Genomic DNA, 15,236 nt, shown 5'->3' with positions numbered 1-15,236 from the left:
AGTTAATGTAAAAATTAGTGAGTATATCTTCCACGGGATTCAATGTCAGATATTGTATTGACGATTGATTCATTTCCATACCCCTTTAAAACCAAATCAAAGTATCTGATAGCTAAATTATAATCAATACTCTGCAGAGATTTCTTTAAAACAAGCAGGTCTACAGCCTTATCTTCATTGAGGGTAGAGTATCTTCCAAGGCCGAAATCTATGAAAACAAGTTTATCGCCTTGAAGCAGAATATTTGATGTTGTAATATCTCCGTGAATAATGTCAGCAGAATGCAATTTTGCAATTTCTGCACCAATCTTGAATGCCAAATCATCATCTATTACATCTTTAAGCATAGACCCCTCAATTTCCTCCATTACAATGGCCTTGCTCTCCAAATCAACATCATATAATATTGGGGTTTTTACGCCTGCCCTTTTAGCATCACTTAATAGCTTGGCTTCCTCTTTGGTTCTTGCATTTCTTATCTTATCATCAATTTCAGATATTCTGTAGCCTTTAGGGACTCTATCTTTTATGACGGCCTTTTCACCCAAATAAGAAGATTTGACAATGTTTGACTCAGCACCCTTTGCAATCAAGTCATCTGACAATTTTAGGTAGGTTTTTGTATTGTCAATCCATGGAATGTCAACTTCATCGGTTCTGAACTTTTGTATTATTCCTGTCTCGGACAATTCCATCGGTCCAAATTCCCTACACATCAAAAGACCCAACCATGCAATCATGACTCCATTATCACCGCAGAGTTTCATTTCTGGCATGTAGAATTTAGCACCATGTTCTTCAGACATTGTCTTAAGCATTTCACGTAATCTTGAATTGGCTGAAACACCACCACAAAGCATTACCTCATCCTTTTGTGTGTGTGACAAGGCACGTTCAGTTACTTCAACAAGCATTGAAAAGGCAGTTTCCTGAAGTGAAAAACAAACATCTTCGATTGGAGTTCCTTTTTCGACTTCCCTGATTGCTGCTGAGAGCAGTCCTGAAAATGAAAAGTCCATACCCTTTACAACATATGGCAAATCAACATATGAACCCTTTTTGGCAAGCTTTTCGATTACCGGTCCTCCAGGATGGCCCAAACCTGTTTCACGTCCGAAATGGTCAAGGCAGTTTCCAACTGCAATGTCCAATGTTTCGCCGAAAATCCTGTATCTTCCACTTTCATAGGCGATTACCTGACTATTTCCGCCACTTACATAAAGTGAAACGGGATTTACCGCACCGGTATCAAGCTTTCCAACTTCAACGTGACCAATACAGTGATTGACACCAATTATTGGTTTATTTAAAGACAGTGCAAGTGATCTTGCTGATGTTGCAACAATTCTTAAAGCCGGACCGAGGCCGGGACCCTGTGAAAAAGAAATCAAATCAATGTCATCATATGTTAGACCTGATTGTGTTAAAGCTTCAGGAATCAATTTGGGAATCCATTCTGCATGGTGTTCAGCTGCCAATCTCGGATGGATACCTCCCTCTTCTGGAAATAGCTGTTTTCCAGCCATTCCCAATATATTCCCATCGCTGTCAACAATACCTACACCGGTTTTTTCTGCTGTTCCTTCAATTCCTAAACTTATCAAAACAATCAACTAAAAAAATTAATTAATTACTATATTACTAACTAAGAATATAAAAATATTTTTTAAATTTAAAAAACAAAAGTGAAAGCATGGGATTTTATAGTGCAAATACCCCTGAACAGAAAAGGGTTAAAAAATTAACAGGCGACATTAATATTAGCGATATGTTTAAAAACGAATGTGAAACAAGAGGAATACCAATTTACAATGCATACAATATTCAAAAAAGATTATTGCATGAAGTGGAACAGGAACAATTGGTTGGTGTCAAAGCTGTAGATGACAGATTAATGGAGCTGCTTGACGAGAGGTCAAAAAACAAGGTAACACACCGATACGTGGACTTCATTTCAAATGAAGACAGTGCCTCAAGAGGAGTTATACCTCCAAGAGGAGATGAAAAGACATCTTTACCACCAAAAAATGAAATTAAAATCCCACCAAGAGCAAGAGATGGTAAAGAATACTTCAGAGATGATGAATTACCAGAAAAAGAAATGTTAAAGAAAATTATGCTTCAAAATAAAAAGATTATTAATCAAAATAAAATAATCATAGAACAGCTAAAAAAATTAGGTGAAAAGAATGATTGATGGAATTACAACTTACGGATCAACTGAATTAATCGAAAAATTACAGGCTTGCGAGGATCCAGTATTTTTAGTGACAATCGGAACAACCGACACTTCCAAAATACCAGGACTTTCCGGAGCAGGAGCTACACCTGAATTAACTGAATTTACACCTGCTGCAGATGCTGAATTTTTGTGTTTGGGCCAAGTCCGTTGTACTGATGCAGCTGCTGAGACTGTAGTTGACGGAGCAGCAGCACCCACCCCTGCAAGACTTACAAAAGCATCACTTCAACTTGCCAACATTCCATTTGTTATTATTGATGCAGGTTCTAAAATCAAACCAGATGTTGAATATGTCAGTTTTGGAAAAGAATACGGAAGAGACATAAGAACAGGTAAAGGTATCTTAAACCCACTTGAAATCTTTGAAAACGGTAAAGAATTAGGTGCCGAGTTATCCTCAAGACATGAAATGCTCATCATCGGCGAAAGTATACCTGCAGGAACAACTACCGCATTAGGTGTCCTAAAAGCATTAGGATATGAAGCTAATGAAAAGGTCAGCGGAAGTATGCCTCACAATCCTCATGATTTAAAATCAAAAGTCGTGGATGAAGGACTTGAAAATGCCGGAATCGTACCTGGCGAAGCTGATGCGATACAAGCTATCGGCGCAGTGGGAGATCCTACACTACCCGCAATAGCCGGTTTGGTATTAGGTTCTGACATTCCTATTATTTTAGCTGGAGGAACACAAATGGCCGCAGTATGCGCCATTATCAAATCAGTCCAACCTAACTTTGATTTCTCAAGAATAAACTTGGCAACAACCGTCTTTGTTGCGGCTGATGAAACAGCAGACTTGTTTGGAATTTTAGACCAAATTGACGATAACATTACCGTTAATGTTGTTGACCCAAGATTTGAAGAATCAGAACATGAAGGATTGAAAAATTACCTAACAGGATTTGTAAAAGAAGGAGCTGGAGCTGGAGGAGCAATGTTTACAGCGCTTGTCTTAGGAAATTCTGTTGAAAAATTAAGAAAAAAAATAGAAAAAGTATGTAAATAGAGATTTAATTAATCTCTATACAATCTCTTTTTTTAAAATATATGAGCGATTGAGCCCACAAACACAATAATACTTATCACCCAACAGTAATAAGAAAATACATCAAGGTTTCTATTTTGGATTAAATCTAACATCCATTTAATAGCTAAATAACCTGCAATAATTGATACGATAAATCCTAAAAATATAGGTAAAAAATTTGTATCCATTGCAGAGCCAATGTCTTTTAATTTAAAAACAAAAGCTCCAAAAATTGCTGGGATTGATAATATAAAACTGAATTTTGCTGCAAACTCTTTTTCAAGCCCTATTGTTAAACCTGCAGCTATTGTTGTACCTGATCTTGAAAGACCCGGCAATAATGCGCATGCCTGACCTAATCCCATGAAAAATGATTCTTTTGCGGAAATATTGTTTAGATTAATATTTCCACTTGACATCCTTTGAGATAAATAAAGGATGGTACCGGTTACAAACAGGAAAAATGCCGGAACATATAGTGCTCCCGCAAACAGTGAATCTACAGCATCTTCAAATAGGACTCCTGCAATACCAACAGGAATAGTGGCCAATATAACATACCAAGCAAGTCTTTTATATGGGTCTTGTCTGAATCCTTCCTTGAATCTCCCCTGAAGGATATCTCCAATACTTAACCACCATGATTTAAGCATTTTAATGATATCATATCTAAAGAACCATAAAACTGCAATTAATGTTCCCAAGTGTAGGAAAACATCAAAAGCAAGAGAGCTTTCGACCCCCAATAGCTTTTGAGCAAAAACTAGATGTGCAGAACTACTAACTGGTAAAAATTCTGTCAATCCTTGAACAATACCAATTAATATTGCTTGAAGTATATCCATAATCTACCTCTAAATGTAAGTTAACCAGCCGTATTTATCTTCTACTTTAGCTTCAACAATGTCAAAGAATGCAGTTTGTATTTTTTCTGAAATTGGGCCTCTTTTACCTATTCCGATTGTTCTGTGGTCAATTGAACGGATTGGTGTAACTTCAGCAGCAGTTCCAGTGAAGAATACTTCATCTGCAAAGTATAACCTTTCTCTTGAAATTGTTTCTTCCACAACTTCATAGCCTAAATCACGTGCGACAGTCATGATAGAGTCTCTTGTGATTCCTCTAAGGTTGGATGAACCGAGTGTTGGAGTGTATAGTTTTTCACCTTCAACTAAAAAGATGTTTTCTCCACTACCTTCTGAAACATGCCCTTCATAGTCTAACATGATTGCTTCATCAAATCCATTGTCAATTGCTTCGAGTTTTGCAAGTTGTGAGTTCATATAGTTAGCTCCACATTTTGCAAGTGTTGGGAAAGTGTCAGGTGCTGGTTTTCTCCATGATGAAACACCTATGTCTACACCATTTTCCATTCCTTCTTCACCAAGGTATGATCCCCATTCCCATGCTGCAATTGCAACATTTACAGGACAACCTAATGGATTTACTCCTAACTCTCCATATCCTCTAAATACGATAGGGCGTATGTAGCAGCCGTCGAGTTCATTTATACGGACAGTTTCGATGATTGCTTCAGCTATTTCTTCTTGTGTATATGGAATATCCATTTTGTACACTTTTGCTGAGTCAAATAAACGTTGTACATGTTCTTCTAGGCGATATACCGCTACTCCTTTTTCATTGGAGTATGCACGAATACCTTCAAAAACACTAGTTCCATAATGGACCACGTGAGAAAGTACTGAAATATTTGCATCTTTCCATTCAACAAATTCTCCGTCAATCCAAACTTTTGTTGCTTTGTCGTCCCAAGCCATTTTATCACATCATATTTTTTATGATTTTAATTATGTTTTTATATATATTTAAATTTTCATAGTCAAAATTTGGAATAATAGAAACATATATATAATAGTAAATTCATAATAATATTTGTTGGTTCCGTGGTCTAGTGGTATGATACCTCCCTTACAAGGAGGGGATCACGAGTTCGAGTCTCGTCGGAACCACTCTAATTTTATTTTTGAAATTTTCATTTTCTAGTCTACTTTTTCGTTGATTTTAAGAGAAAAAATACGCATAATTCTCATTATTTTTGTTAGAAAAATTTTAAATTTATAGCCAATTGTATAATTTTTTTTCAAATTTCTTAAAAATTGAACAATATTCAATAAAATTTATAATCAATGATTAAAAATATCAAATAATAAAATTTAAATAGTTTCTTAATTAAAATTATAACTATCGAAAAAGGAGACTTAATTATGGTAGTTAAAATTGCTATTATTAAAAGTGGTAATATTGGTACTTCACCAGTAATTGACCTATTGTTAGACGAAAGAGCAGACAGACCAAATATCGATGTAAGAACTTTTGGATCTGGAGCAAAAATGAACCCTGAACAAGTAGAAGACGTCGTGCCTAAAATAGACGCATTCGAACCTGATTTCGCAATTTTCATAAGCCCAAACCCAGGAGCACCTGGACCAGCTAAAGCAAGAGAATTATTATCTGCAAAAGACATTCCTGCTATTATCATTGGTGACGCACCAGGTAAAGGTAAGAAAGACGAAATGGACGAACAAGGTTTAGGATACATCATCGTTATGTCTGACCCAATGATTGGTGCAAAAAGAGAATGGTTAGACCCAACTGAAATGGCAATCTTCAACTCCGACATCTTAAAAGTATTAGCAGAAACCGGAGCATTAAGATTAGTCCAAAAAACTATTGACGATGTAATTGCACAAGCAGAAGCAGGATCAATTGAATTACCTAAACTCATAATCACTGCTGAAAAAGCTGCAGAAGCTGGTGGATTCGCAAACCCATACGCAAAAGCAAAAGCTATCGCTGCATACGAAATGGCAGCATCCGTTGCTAACTTAGACATGAAAGGTTGTTTCATGACCAAAGGTTTCGAAAACTTCATCCCATTAGTAGCTGCTGCTCACGAAATCGCTGCATGTGCTGCTAAATTAGCACAAGAAGCAAGAGAAATCGAAAAAGCAAATGATACTGTTTTAAGAACCCCTCACATGAAAGAAGGTAACCCAGGTTCAAAAACAGACTTAATCTCTAAACCAGAATAAGTAGCTTATCGCTACTTTCTTTTTTTATTTTTACTTTTTTTTATAGAAATTTTAGAAAACTAGCTAATTTTATCAATATTTTTAGAAAAATAGATTTTTTTGAATAAGGATAAATTAATACCCTTACTCAAAGACAAACTAAAATAGGTCGCAATGACCATTAACATCTCTTTGATGTCATTACAACATATGATTTTTTTAGTATATAAAACTTCTTATTTTCATTTTTTTACATTATTAAGTCAATATTGCTTAATTAAATTAATTATAATGATAAATAAATATTGATTTTTAAAAATAGGTAGTTCTAAATAACTATAAATAAATATAAATAATTCTAAAACACAATAAAATAAAGACAAACTAAAAAGGTGTTTTAATGATATCAAAGAGAAATATTGTAATACACTCCTATCAATGGAGGAATAGTAATGGCTGTTGAAAATTTAGTACTTGCTTTCTCTTATGTTTTATTGGCAAGCTACTATTTGTTGTTGTCCATTAACTTGTTAATGAATTAACAACATATGATGTCGAAAGGGAAGTACAGTTGGATTTTATCCTAAATTTTTCTATCTAATAGCTTTTAATATGTGTTTTATAATTTCCCTTTTTACACATAGTCAAAAAAATAAAAATAGATAGCTAAATTAATAGCTATAATACGCCTTTTGTTGAAGGAATTTGGTCATGTTCAACTTTAATTGCCTCTTTTAAGGATTTGGCAAATGCTTTAAAAACCGCTTCTGCCTTGTGGTGATCGTTTGCACCTTCAACAGTTCCATAAATATTCAGTTTTGCTGAACTTGAAAATGACTCGAAAAAGTGAATTATAACATCTGCAGTCATATCACCAATTTTATCGTTTTTAAAGTCTAGTTTCATATTGCAGTAACTGCGTCCACTTATATCAATTGCAACTGTTGCAATAGATTCATCCATTGGCACCATTGCATGTGCCATTCTTTTTATTCCTTTCTTATCTCCAATCGCTTCAAGAAATACTTCGCCAAGTAATATTCCAATGTCTTCAATAGTGTGGTGATCATCGATTTCAATGTCGCCTTTTGCATCGACATCCAAGTCTATCATGGAATGCTTTGAAAATGATTCCAACATGTGGTTGAAGAAGTTAACACCTGTGGAGATGTTATATTTACCTTCACCGTCAAGATTCATTTTTATTGTGATATCAGTTTCTTGAGTTTTTCTTGAAAGATTTGCAATTCTAGTCATAATCTAACCTATCAAATTATTAATTTTAGCTTAAAGGATTTATGCTTCTTCACCCGGACGTACTATTTTAATGCAGTCTTCAGGGCATTTCATTGCGCATATTGTACAGACATGACAATATCTTAAATCCAATATATGTGCAACGCGATTAATCTTCCAAATTTTAGCTGCTTTTGGACAAATGTCATAACAGTTACCACATCCTGTGCATTTATCCTCATCAACCAAAATCTGCAACATATTATCCCTCAAATCATAATTTTAATGTAGCAACAGACATTGCCTTAAATCCGACATAGACTTCCTTACCTATGTTTAAATTAAGCTCTTTTTCAGCGGATACTGTAATATCTGAGCATATGATAACTCCACCCACGTTGATTTTAACACGAATAATCTCCCCCTCGAGTTTCATCTCAACGATTTGGCCTTTTAAGATATTACGAATACTTGAAGCTTGAGGTTCCAACATTAAAAAGATATTGTCATAACTAATCAATGCTAAAATTCTATCTCCAATTTCATAATTCCTATTTAAAGGAGCATTAATCTCAAACTCTTCCATTTTGATTGTCATGACACCCTTGATGTCATTGATGTCAACTATCTCGGCTTCGATTTCGTTAACGTCCTTGTGAAGCTCCATAATAGCATTAATCTTTTTACATTCTTTTAAGATAGAGTAACCTTCTTCAGTAAGAGAAGTTCCTCCACCTCCACCTTTTCCACCTTTAGTGGTACTTACTACTTTTACAGTTAATGTTGATTCCATTTTCTCAATGTAGTTAAGAGCAGTCCTATAAGAAACCTTTATTTCCTTAGCAGCTTTTGTTAAAGAACCAGTTTCTAAAATGGACTCTAAAAGTTGATATTTTTTACTATCAAGTAAAAAAGAGTTACCGTCCACATTGATTTTATACTCAACACCAGCTTTTACATCAGCCATATTATAATCCCCCGAAATATAATATTATTATGTATTTTTGTTATAATTAAATAATTTTTCTATTTTCTAAATTCTATTTTTTCGACAAAGTTTAAGAGTTTATCGACGATTTTAGACAAAGGTCCGAATCTAGATGAAAGATGTCTTAAACTTTCGATATCGTCTTTTTGGAAGAACTTAACCAAAATTAAACTAAAGAAATAGACAATAATACATGCAAATATACCTGGGAATAACCATAATGTATCTTTTGGAATGAAGTATGCAAATACTCCCATTATTGTAGCTGCGACCAATATCTTTATAATAGATTTTGTTGGGGCTTTTGTTTTGGTTAACTTAAAAACGAAGTAGATACATGGTATCATCATTAAAAAACATGCTATACTGGTTGCCAATGCCCCACCGGCAATTCCCAATATTGGAACCATAACCCAGTTTAGGACACCAGTTACAAATGCTCCTCCAATAAGAATATACATTGGAATTCTTGGATTACCGATTCCCTGAATGATACTTGTTGAAATAGCAAATATTGAATAAAATGTCATACCAAGTGACAAAATTGCAAGTGCAGTTGCCCCTGCAACATAAGCCGGATTTTTAAAGTATAAAACCCTTAATGTAGGGGTTGCAAACAGTGCCAGTCCTACACACATCGGAACAACAAAGAGTAATGAGTATTTATACGCCTCTGAAACATATTTTTGAAGGGTTTGTGTGTCTTTAAGCTTGAAAGCTTCAGAAGATGCAGGCAGAATTGTTGTTGCAACAGAAATTGAAATCATCAAAGGAAGTCTTGCGATTGGATCGGCTGCTGCAAAAAATCCGACATCATCAAAAGTCAAAAACTTACCCATTACAATGGTACAAATGTTATAAATAAGCATTTCAGCGATAGCTGTGACAATAACCGGAATGGAAAACTTAACTAACATTGTTGCAAGTTTAAATTCATCCTTAAATGTGAATTTGAATCCTTCACTTGAAGGGGGAATGTATTTGCCCATGTGGAATTTGAAAATATAAATCGCTGATAGTGTGGCAAATGCAAATCCTAAAACTGTACCCCACAACGCACCAACGGTGGAAAGTCCAATTAAAACAAATGCGGTTGCAAATAAAATCATACCCAACTGCTCAACGGCCCTGGTGTATACAATATACTCCATCTTGTATACTCCCTGAAATGCCCCTCTAAAAGCACCTACAACAACACTAAAAGGAGTAATGAGACCTACAATTTGAAGAGGAACCAAAGCAGCGGGTTTGCCTAAGTAATCATAAGCAAGATATGGAGCTACAACAAAAATCATCAAAACTCCAAAGAACAATCCTAAAAATACCATTATCTTCAAGGCCGTAAAAATCGTTTGCCTGGCCATGTCATGCTCATCGACCGCCTCATACTCAGCAACATATTTTGCAATTGCCGGAGGAAGTCCACCAGCAGATAATGTTTGGAAAATTCCCTGAAATGGCAAAGTGATACCCAATATTCCATAGGCAGTTGGTCCAAGCAATATAGCCATTAAAAAACGGTAAATATAACCACCGATACGGAAGATTATATTGCCTATGAAAATTATCAAACTACCACGAATTAACTTATTTGCCATAATAATTACCTAAAATTAATATAATCACTTTAAAATATTTAAATGTACTTATTTAGAAAATTTTTAAATTCATGCAATGTCCTATCCAGGGACTCCATTCCATATGTATCATTTTGAATATCTTCTAAAGAGTCGTTTGACCAAAATGAAGCGCCCAAATTAGAACCGAATGGTCCTCCGCTGACCGGAATAATGCCGTGTATCATGTAATATGTAATGATTTTTAAATGGGCAAAGTCCTGGCCACCTGTACGGTCGCCTCCAACAGCAATGCTCATTCCAATTTTACCCCTTAAGAGATTATAGTCAATCGCCTCCAGGGCCCTTGTTCGATCCATTATTGCCGCCAGGTTGGATGAAATACCTCCACTTTGGATTGGAGTTGCAATTATAATCCCATCTGCCTTTTTGAGGTTTTCATAGACTTCGGTCATGTCATCCCTGATTATGCACTCCTTGTTTTCCAAACAATAGTCGCAGTGCATGCACGGTTTGATGTCTTTAGCCTGGCATGTAAACATTTCACACTCAAAATCATCTTGGGCGAGTTTGTCTAAGGCATTTTTCAATACATATTCAGTTGTATTATTCCTTGGACTTGCACAAATTCCAAATATATACATACAACAATATTTATTAGAAGTAAATAATAAATTTAATACTAAGGGATAATCATGAAATACGGAAAAGGGATTGTAAAAAAATATTCAAGAGAATACAACAGGACACTTAAAAACGGTGAGAAGAAAAAATACACAACCGAGCAGATTCAAATTACAGTGCCTAAAAACGAAGACATCTACACAAATAAAGAAGAAGTCCTTATTATCCCTAACAGCGAAATTGAAGGTTTTAAAAACATTATCCAAGAAAACGAAGACTTAAAGATTGCTAATTACTTACACACTCAGGAGTTAGAGGCGATGGAAAGACAATTTAGAGAAAATACAAGCCCTTCTACTTTTAATTATGAAGAAAAGATTGAAAGCCTAAGAGACAAACATTCCAAATTAATAATTGAAAACGAAAACTTGAAAACCAAGTTTGTCAATATCAAAACGGAAAATGAAAACTTGAAAACAAAATATTCAAGCATTAAAGAGGAAAACAAAAATCTCAAAAACAAATGTCATAATTTAAGGGAAGAACACGACTCCATTCGTGAAAGTTACAATCAAGTTTCAAGCAAATATGATCAGCTAAAGCAGGAAAGTCTCAATACCAGGACAAGCTATGCTGAAATGTATGAAATCAACGAAGATTTGGAAAAAGATTATGATAACCTTCGCCTGGAATATAATGATTTGGTTGATAAATACAATAATTTAGAAGAAGAGCTATATAGACTTAAAACATCAAAAAGCCGTGATGAGTATATAGCCAATAAAGTTAAAGAATTTATTTTAAAAAGTGGAAATTAGAGAGTTTTGTAGTCATCCTGAAACTCTGGATTCCATCTCTTAAGGCCTGGAATAAACATTGCAGTAATACCTGTTGCCTGTGTTTCAGGTAATCTCGGATTTTTCTCCATCATTTCTTTTGTTTTTCTTACAATCATCTCTTGTAAGGTTATATCCGGTTCTGTATATTCACCATTCTGATAGCAATCGATACAAAATTCATCGTTTGGACTGCCATCCTTGTTTGTTCCGTAATCTTCTCTGACAATTGGTCTTCCGCAGGAATTGCAAAAACCCATAATAAAAACTCCTTTTAAAAAATAGAAAAAGTGTAAATTAGATTGAATCTAATTTACTAGTCGTCTTTTACTTCGATATTTTCGTCTTCATCCATTGCAAGTCTCATGTTGTCTGGATCTGGGTCAAAGTGTTCTAAGAAGTCTTGTGCAGCTCTTCTTACATCTCTTGAACCGATGATGTATCTACCTGCAATGATGATGTTTGCACCTTTACCGATTGCTTCTTCGACATTGTTAGGTTTAATTCCACCAGCAACAGCGATTAAACCATTTTCACCAAGAATTGCTTTAATGTCTTTAATGTTACCCCATTCAGTCATATCACTGGTGTCTTCACCGTGTTCTGCTCTGTAAGTTTCCATATCAACATTTCTGTGTAATAAAACAATGTCCGGTTTTAAGTCTTCAGGAAGTTTAGCTAATTTTTTCTCGAATTCAGCAACGTTCATCATATCAAGGATGGAATAAATACCTTGTTTTTGAGTTTCATGGATTGCTTTTGCAATTGATTCAACAGTACCGAGACCGGAAATAGCAACTGCATCTGCGGTTTCGTCTGCTGCCATTTTAACTTCCACACGACCTACGTCTAAAGTCTTTAAATCAGCAATAATGAATGCATCAGGACGTAGCGCTCTGATTTTTCCAATAATTCCAACACCGAATTTTTTAACAAGTGGTGTGCCTGCTTCAAGCAAGATTCTGTCGTTATCTGGTAAATCTTTGATGATTTTTTCCATTGCAACTTCATTGTCAAGGTCAAGTGCAACTTGCAAGTATGGTGGGCTCCAGAGTTTTTTGACTTTGAATCCCATAATTGGATGAGTTCCACGATCTTTTTCTGCAAGTACCTTTTCGATGGATGGGTATCCTTCCATTGCTCTTCTGATTGCCAATTTGGTTGCACCGTAATTGTATTGGTATATTTTCCTGAAATCTTTTGCAGAAGGATCAATGAATACACTTACATTGATTACAATGTCTTCCACAATGTCTTTTGGAATATATCCGTCTTCCACTGCATCAGCTACTGCTCTTGCAACAGCGGTTTGTGCAGGTCCAAATATTTTACTAGCATCGTCTAAATCGCCAACGGTAACTTTAGGAATGATTAAAGTTGCCGGTTTTGTCATTAAGTTTGGTCTAATTACACTTGTTAAAGGAGTGTGTCCTACAGATAAGTTTGATAAACCATTAGCAAAAGCTTGACCTACAGGGCCAAATTTGTCACCAATTAATAAATCAATGTGAGCTAATTCAGGTCCATCTCCAATAAGAGCTTCTCCTATTCTATACATTGGGTCCATTAAATTTCCTCCATATAATAATATAAGTTTAATTTTTTAAATAATTATTGGAAATTAATCCTTCTTGAGATATCCTTAGGTAAAGGCAATCTCCTGAAAGGTTTTCCTTCACATTTAGCATTAATTTCAGCTATTAATTCTTCAACTGTCATTTCAACCTTTTCACCAGTTTCACGAACAGTTACCTGGAATTTGCCTGATTCCACTTCTTTATCACCAATGACAAACATATACGGAATCCATTCCTTAGCTGCATTTCTGATTTTCTTACCGACACTTTCATCCCTGTCATCAACATCCACACGAATGTTAGAAGCATTAATCTTATCATATAATTCATCTGCAAAGTCCTTGTGGGATTCTCCAACGGTTAAAATTCTTGCCTGGATAGGACTTAACCAAGTAGGCAACATTGGGGAACGTTCATTAATTTCTATTGCAGTCTTTTCAAGCATTGCACATAATACTCTTTCAATACTTCCAGTCGGTGAAGTGTGCAATATTGTTGGGTTATGCTGTTTGCCATCTTCGCCCAGGTAGGTAATGTCAAATCTTTTTCCACTTTCAACATCGATTTGAACAGTTGGATTTTCAATTGGACGACCTAATGCATCAATATTTGCCAAATCGATTTTACATACCCAGTAATGATGTCTTTCCGGTAAAATTTCTAAAAGAATTGGTTTATTGAACTTACGAGCAATTTCATACATCCATTCCTCATTTTCTTCAAAGAAGTCTTGAGTTGCTCTAAAAATTACTTCAAAGTCTAAATCTAAATCTTTACCTGTTTGCATACACATGTCAGTTTGTTGAGAGAATTCTTCTAAAGAGGAAGGTACATCACAACAGAATGAGTGACAATCAGGCATTGTGAAAGCTCTTAATCTTTTAAGACCAACAACTTCACCTTTTTTCTCAAAACGAAAACTGTATCTGGTTAATTCGAAAATTTTAGCAGGGAAATTTTTCCATGTCAAATATGAATCAGCCATTAATCTAAATGCACCAAAACAAGCCGCAAATCTAAGCATTAAATTCTTTTTAGTGTCAGTCCTGTATTGTCTTTCACCAAATTTATAAGCATGTTCATAAATTGCTTGGTTGTCCAGATCATAGAAAATCGGAGTTTCAACAGGCATTGCTCCACGTTCGACAGTTAAATCATAAACATAATCGGCAAGCAAATCCCTGATTAATTTTCCTTTTGGATACCATCTGAGGTTACCGACATCGGATGCAGGTTCATAATCACAAATTTCCTTTTCCCTCATCAATTTCACATGAGGAGGTTCTCCTTCATCGGAAGCGCCGCATCCAAGTTCATAATCAACTAGTTGTTTGAAGGCCTTGTTTTCAAATTTAAAGTCTTCAATCTGTGTAATCTTGTCTCCTTCAAGAATTTGCCATTTGGAAGGTTTTCTTTCAACTTTTACCTCTTCCTCATCGGCAGTGATTGTTCTTGAAAGTTCACTTAACGGATGTCCCTTACAGGAAATCTCAAATGCCTTATACCATCCGAAAGGTACTCTTTTAACTGTTAAGTTTTCATCTGCAAGTGCCTGTTCGGCATCTTTCAGGATTTGAACTGCCACTTTTGGAGAGCTTAATGATGAAGATAAGTGAGCATATGGATAAAGTACTATATTTTCCGCCTTAACTTGATCATTAGCATTTATGACCTCTTTAACTAAGTTTTTAACAATACCTTCTGGATTATTTTCATCGTCTTTTTCAACAGCTGTAAATACCACTAGAGAATCATCAAAGGAACCAGCATGTTTAGCCTCTTCAATCTCTTCGGCTACAGGTGTTTTATTCTTTACATTATAATTTAAATAATCAGAATGAATAAGAAGTATTCTCATTTAATCACCATATATTAGTGATTAAATTTTTGATTTTAATGTTATATATAAATTAGGAAAATGGAAAATACCGGTCAAAAAAAAGTGTTTTAAATATTACTTTTAGGTGATTGTAAACTAAAAGTAGTCAGGATTAATGTGAATTTAATTAATCAACAGTGATATTTTGTTGAATCTTAAAAAAAGTTTATGGTTTTTTATTAATGTGATGTATGGTTAAAAAAATAAAAAAAGAA

15 protein-coding genes and 1 tRNA gene are annotated in these 15,236 nt (G+C 34.9%); 5 read left to right on the top strand and 11 right to left on the bottom strand.

Annotation, left to right across the window (positions count from 1 at the left end; translation table 11 throughout):
• Positions 1-14: 14 nt before the first annotated feature.
• Entirely contained in the window at positions 15-1,613 is a 1,599-nt protein-coding gene (locus ACKI32_RS06030) for a bifunctional N(6)-L-threonylcarbamoyladenine synthase/serine/threonine protein kinase (protein WP_407414515.1), read from the bottom strand.
• Positions 1,614-1,693: 80 nt separating this feature from the next.
• On the opposite strand from ACKI32_RS06030, the gene ACKI32_RS06025 reads away from it, so the two are divergent.
• Both ACKI32_RS06025 and cobT read left to right on the top strand, forming a co-directional pair.
• Positions 1,694-2,197, top strand: a complete 504-nt coding sequence (locus ACKI32_RS06025; RefSeq protein ID WP_407414513.1) for a hypothetical protein — start codon at positions 1,694-1,696, stop codon at positions 2,195-2,197.
• Complete coding sequence (gene cobT, locus ACKI32_RS06020; protein WP_407414511.1) at positions 2,190-3,251, top strand: nicotinate mononucleotide-dependent phosphoribosyltransferase CobT; 1,062 nt, start codon at positions 2,190-2,192, stop codon at positions 3,249-3,251. The genes ACKI32_RS06025 and cobT overlap by 8 nt, the downstream gene beginning before the upstream one ends.
• A gap of 32 nt (positions 3,252-3,283) precedes the next feature.
• Here cobT and ACKI32_RS06015 read toward each other — a convergent pair whose 3' ends face one another.
• A complete protein-coding gene (locus ACKI32_RS06015; RefSeq protein ID WP_407414509.1) occupies positions 3,284-4,117 on the bottom strand; it encodes an undecaprenyl-diphosphate phosphatase in 834 nt (277 codons plus the stop codon).
• Positions 4,118-4,126: 9 nt separating this feature from the next.
• Complete coding sequence (locus ACKI32_RS06010; RefSeq protein ID WP_407414507.1) at positions 4,127-5,050, bottom strand: branched-chain amino acid transaminase; 924 nt, start codon at positions 5,048-5,050, stop codon at positions 4,127-4,129.
• 120 nt (positions 5,051-5,170) lie between these two features.
• Here ACKI32_RS06010 and ACKI32_RS06005 point away from each other — a divergent pair.
• Positions 5,171-5,242, top strand: a tRNA-Val gene (locus ACKI32_RS06005).
• 255 nt (positions 5,243-5,497) lie between these two features.
• Positions 5,498-6,325 (top strand): F420-dependent methylenetetrahydromethanopterin dehydrogenase, encoded by an 828-nt coding sequence (locus ACKI32_RS06000; RefSeq protein WP_407414505.1) that lies wholly within the window; start codon positions 5,498-5,500, stop codon positions 6,323-6,325.
• 657 nt (positions 6,326-6,982) lie between these two features.
• Here ACKI32_RS06000 and hisB read toward each other — a convergent pair.
• The 5 genes from hisB to ACKI32_RS05975 are packed head-to-tail and all read right to left on the bottom strand — an operon-like array spanning position 6,983 to position 10,749.
• Positions 6,983-7,561 carry an imidazoleglycerol-phosphate dehydratase HisB gene (hisB, locus tag ACKI32_RS05995; RefSeq protein ID WP_407414503.1) on the bottom strand — a complete coding sequence of 193 codons (579 nt, stop codon included), beginning with the start codon at positions 7,559-7,561 and terminating at the stop codon, positions 6,983-6,985.
• Between the two features lie 39 nt (positions 7,562-7,600).
• Positions 7,601-7,801 (bottom strand): 4Fe-4S binding protein, encoded by a 201-nt coding sequence (locus ACKI32_RS05990; RefSeq protein ID WP_407414501.1) that lies wholly within the window; start codon positions 7,799-7,801, stop codon positions 7,601-7,603.
• 13 nt (positions 7,802-7,814) lie between these two features.
• Positions 7,815-8,507 (bottom strand): TOBE domain-containing protein, encoded by a 693-nt coding sequence (locus ACKI32_RS05985; RefSeq protein ID WP_407414499.1) that lies wholly within the window; start codon positions 8,505-8,507, stop codon positions 7,815-7,817.
• A 59-nt stretch (positions 8,508-8,566) separates the two neighbouring features.
• Positions 8,567-10,126, bottom strand: a complete 1,560-nt coding sequence (locus ACKI32_RS05980) for an oligosaccharide flippase family protein (RefSeq protein WP_407414497.1) — start codon at positions 10,124-10,126, stop codon at positions 8,567-8,569.
• A 38-nt stretch (positions 10,127-10,164) separates the two neighbouring features.
• Positions 10,165-10,749, bottom strand: coding sequence for a flavodoxin family protein (locus ACKI32_RS05975; RefSeq protein ID WP_407414495.1), 585 nt, complete (start codon positions 10,747-10,749; stop codon positions 10,165-10,167).
• A gap of 51 nt (positions 10,750-10,800) precedes the next feature.
• Here ACKI32_RS05975 and ACKI32_RS05970 point away from each other — a divergent pair, with 51 nt between their 5' ends.
• Positions 10,801-11,547, top strand: a complete 747-nt coding sequence (locus tag ACKI32_RS05970; RefSeq protein ID WP_407414493.1) for a phosphoserine phosphatase — start codon at positions 10,801-10,803, stop codon at positions 11,545-11,547.
• Here the strand turns inward: ACKI32_RS05970 and ACKI32_RS05965 are convergent.
• From ACKI32_RS05965 to ACKI32_RS05955, 3 genes are read right to left on the bottom strand one after another with little or no spacing between them, the layout of a single operon-like run.
• Positions 11,544-11,825 (bottom strand): zinc ribbon domain-containing protein, encoded by a 282-nt coding sequence (locus tag ACKI32_RS05965; RefSeq protein WP_407414491.1) that lies wholly within the window; start codon positions 11,823-11,825, stop codon positions 11,544-11,546. The two genes, ACKI32_RS05970 and ACKI32_RS05965, sit on opposite strands and share 4 nt — an antisense overlap.
• A gap of 56 nt (positions 11,826-11,881) precedes the next feature.
• Positions 11,882-13,123, bottom strand: coding sequence for a bifunctional 5,6,7,8-tetrahydromethanopterin hydro-lyase/3-hexulose-6-phosphate synthase (locus ACKI32_RS05960; protein WP_407414816.1), 1,242 nt, complete (start codon positions 13,121-13,123; stop codon positions 11,882-11,884).
• Between the two features lie 53 nt (positions 13,124-13,176).
• Positions 13,177-15,000: a threonine--tRNA ligase gene (locus ACKI32_RS05955; RefSeq protein ID WP_407414489.1), complete on the bottom strand. Its 1,824-nt coding sequence runs from the start codon at positions 14,998-15,000 to the stop codon at positions 13,177-13,179.
• Positions 15,001-15,236: the final 236 nt, after the last annotated feature.

The sequence above is a fragment of the Methanobrevibacter sp. genome (assembly GCF_045611865.1).
In the GTDB taxonomy this organism is placed as follows: Archaea; Methanobacteriota; Methanobacteria; order Methanobacteriales; family Methanobacteriaceae; genus Methanocatella.
Note: the sequence above shows the minus strand (reverse complement) of the source record. Positions and strands in the feature narration are given on the sequence as shown.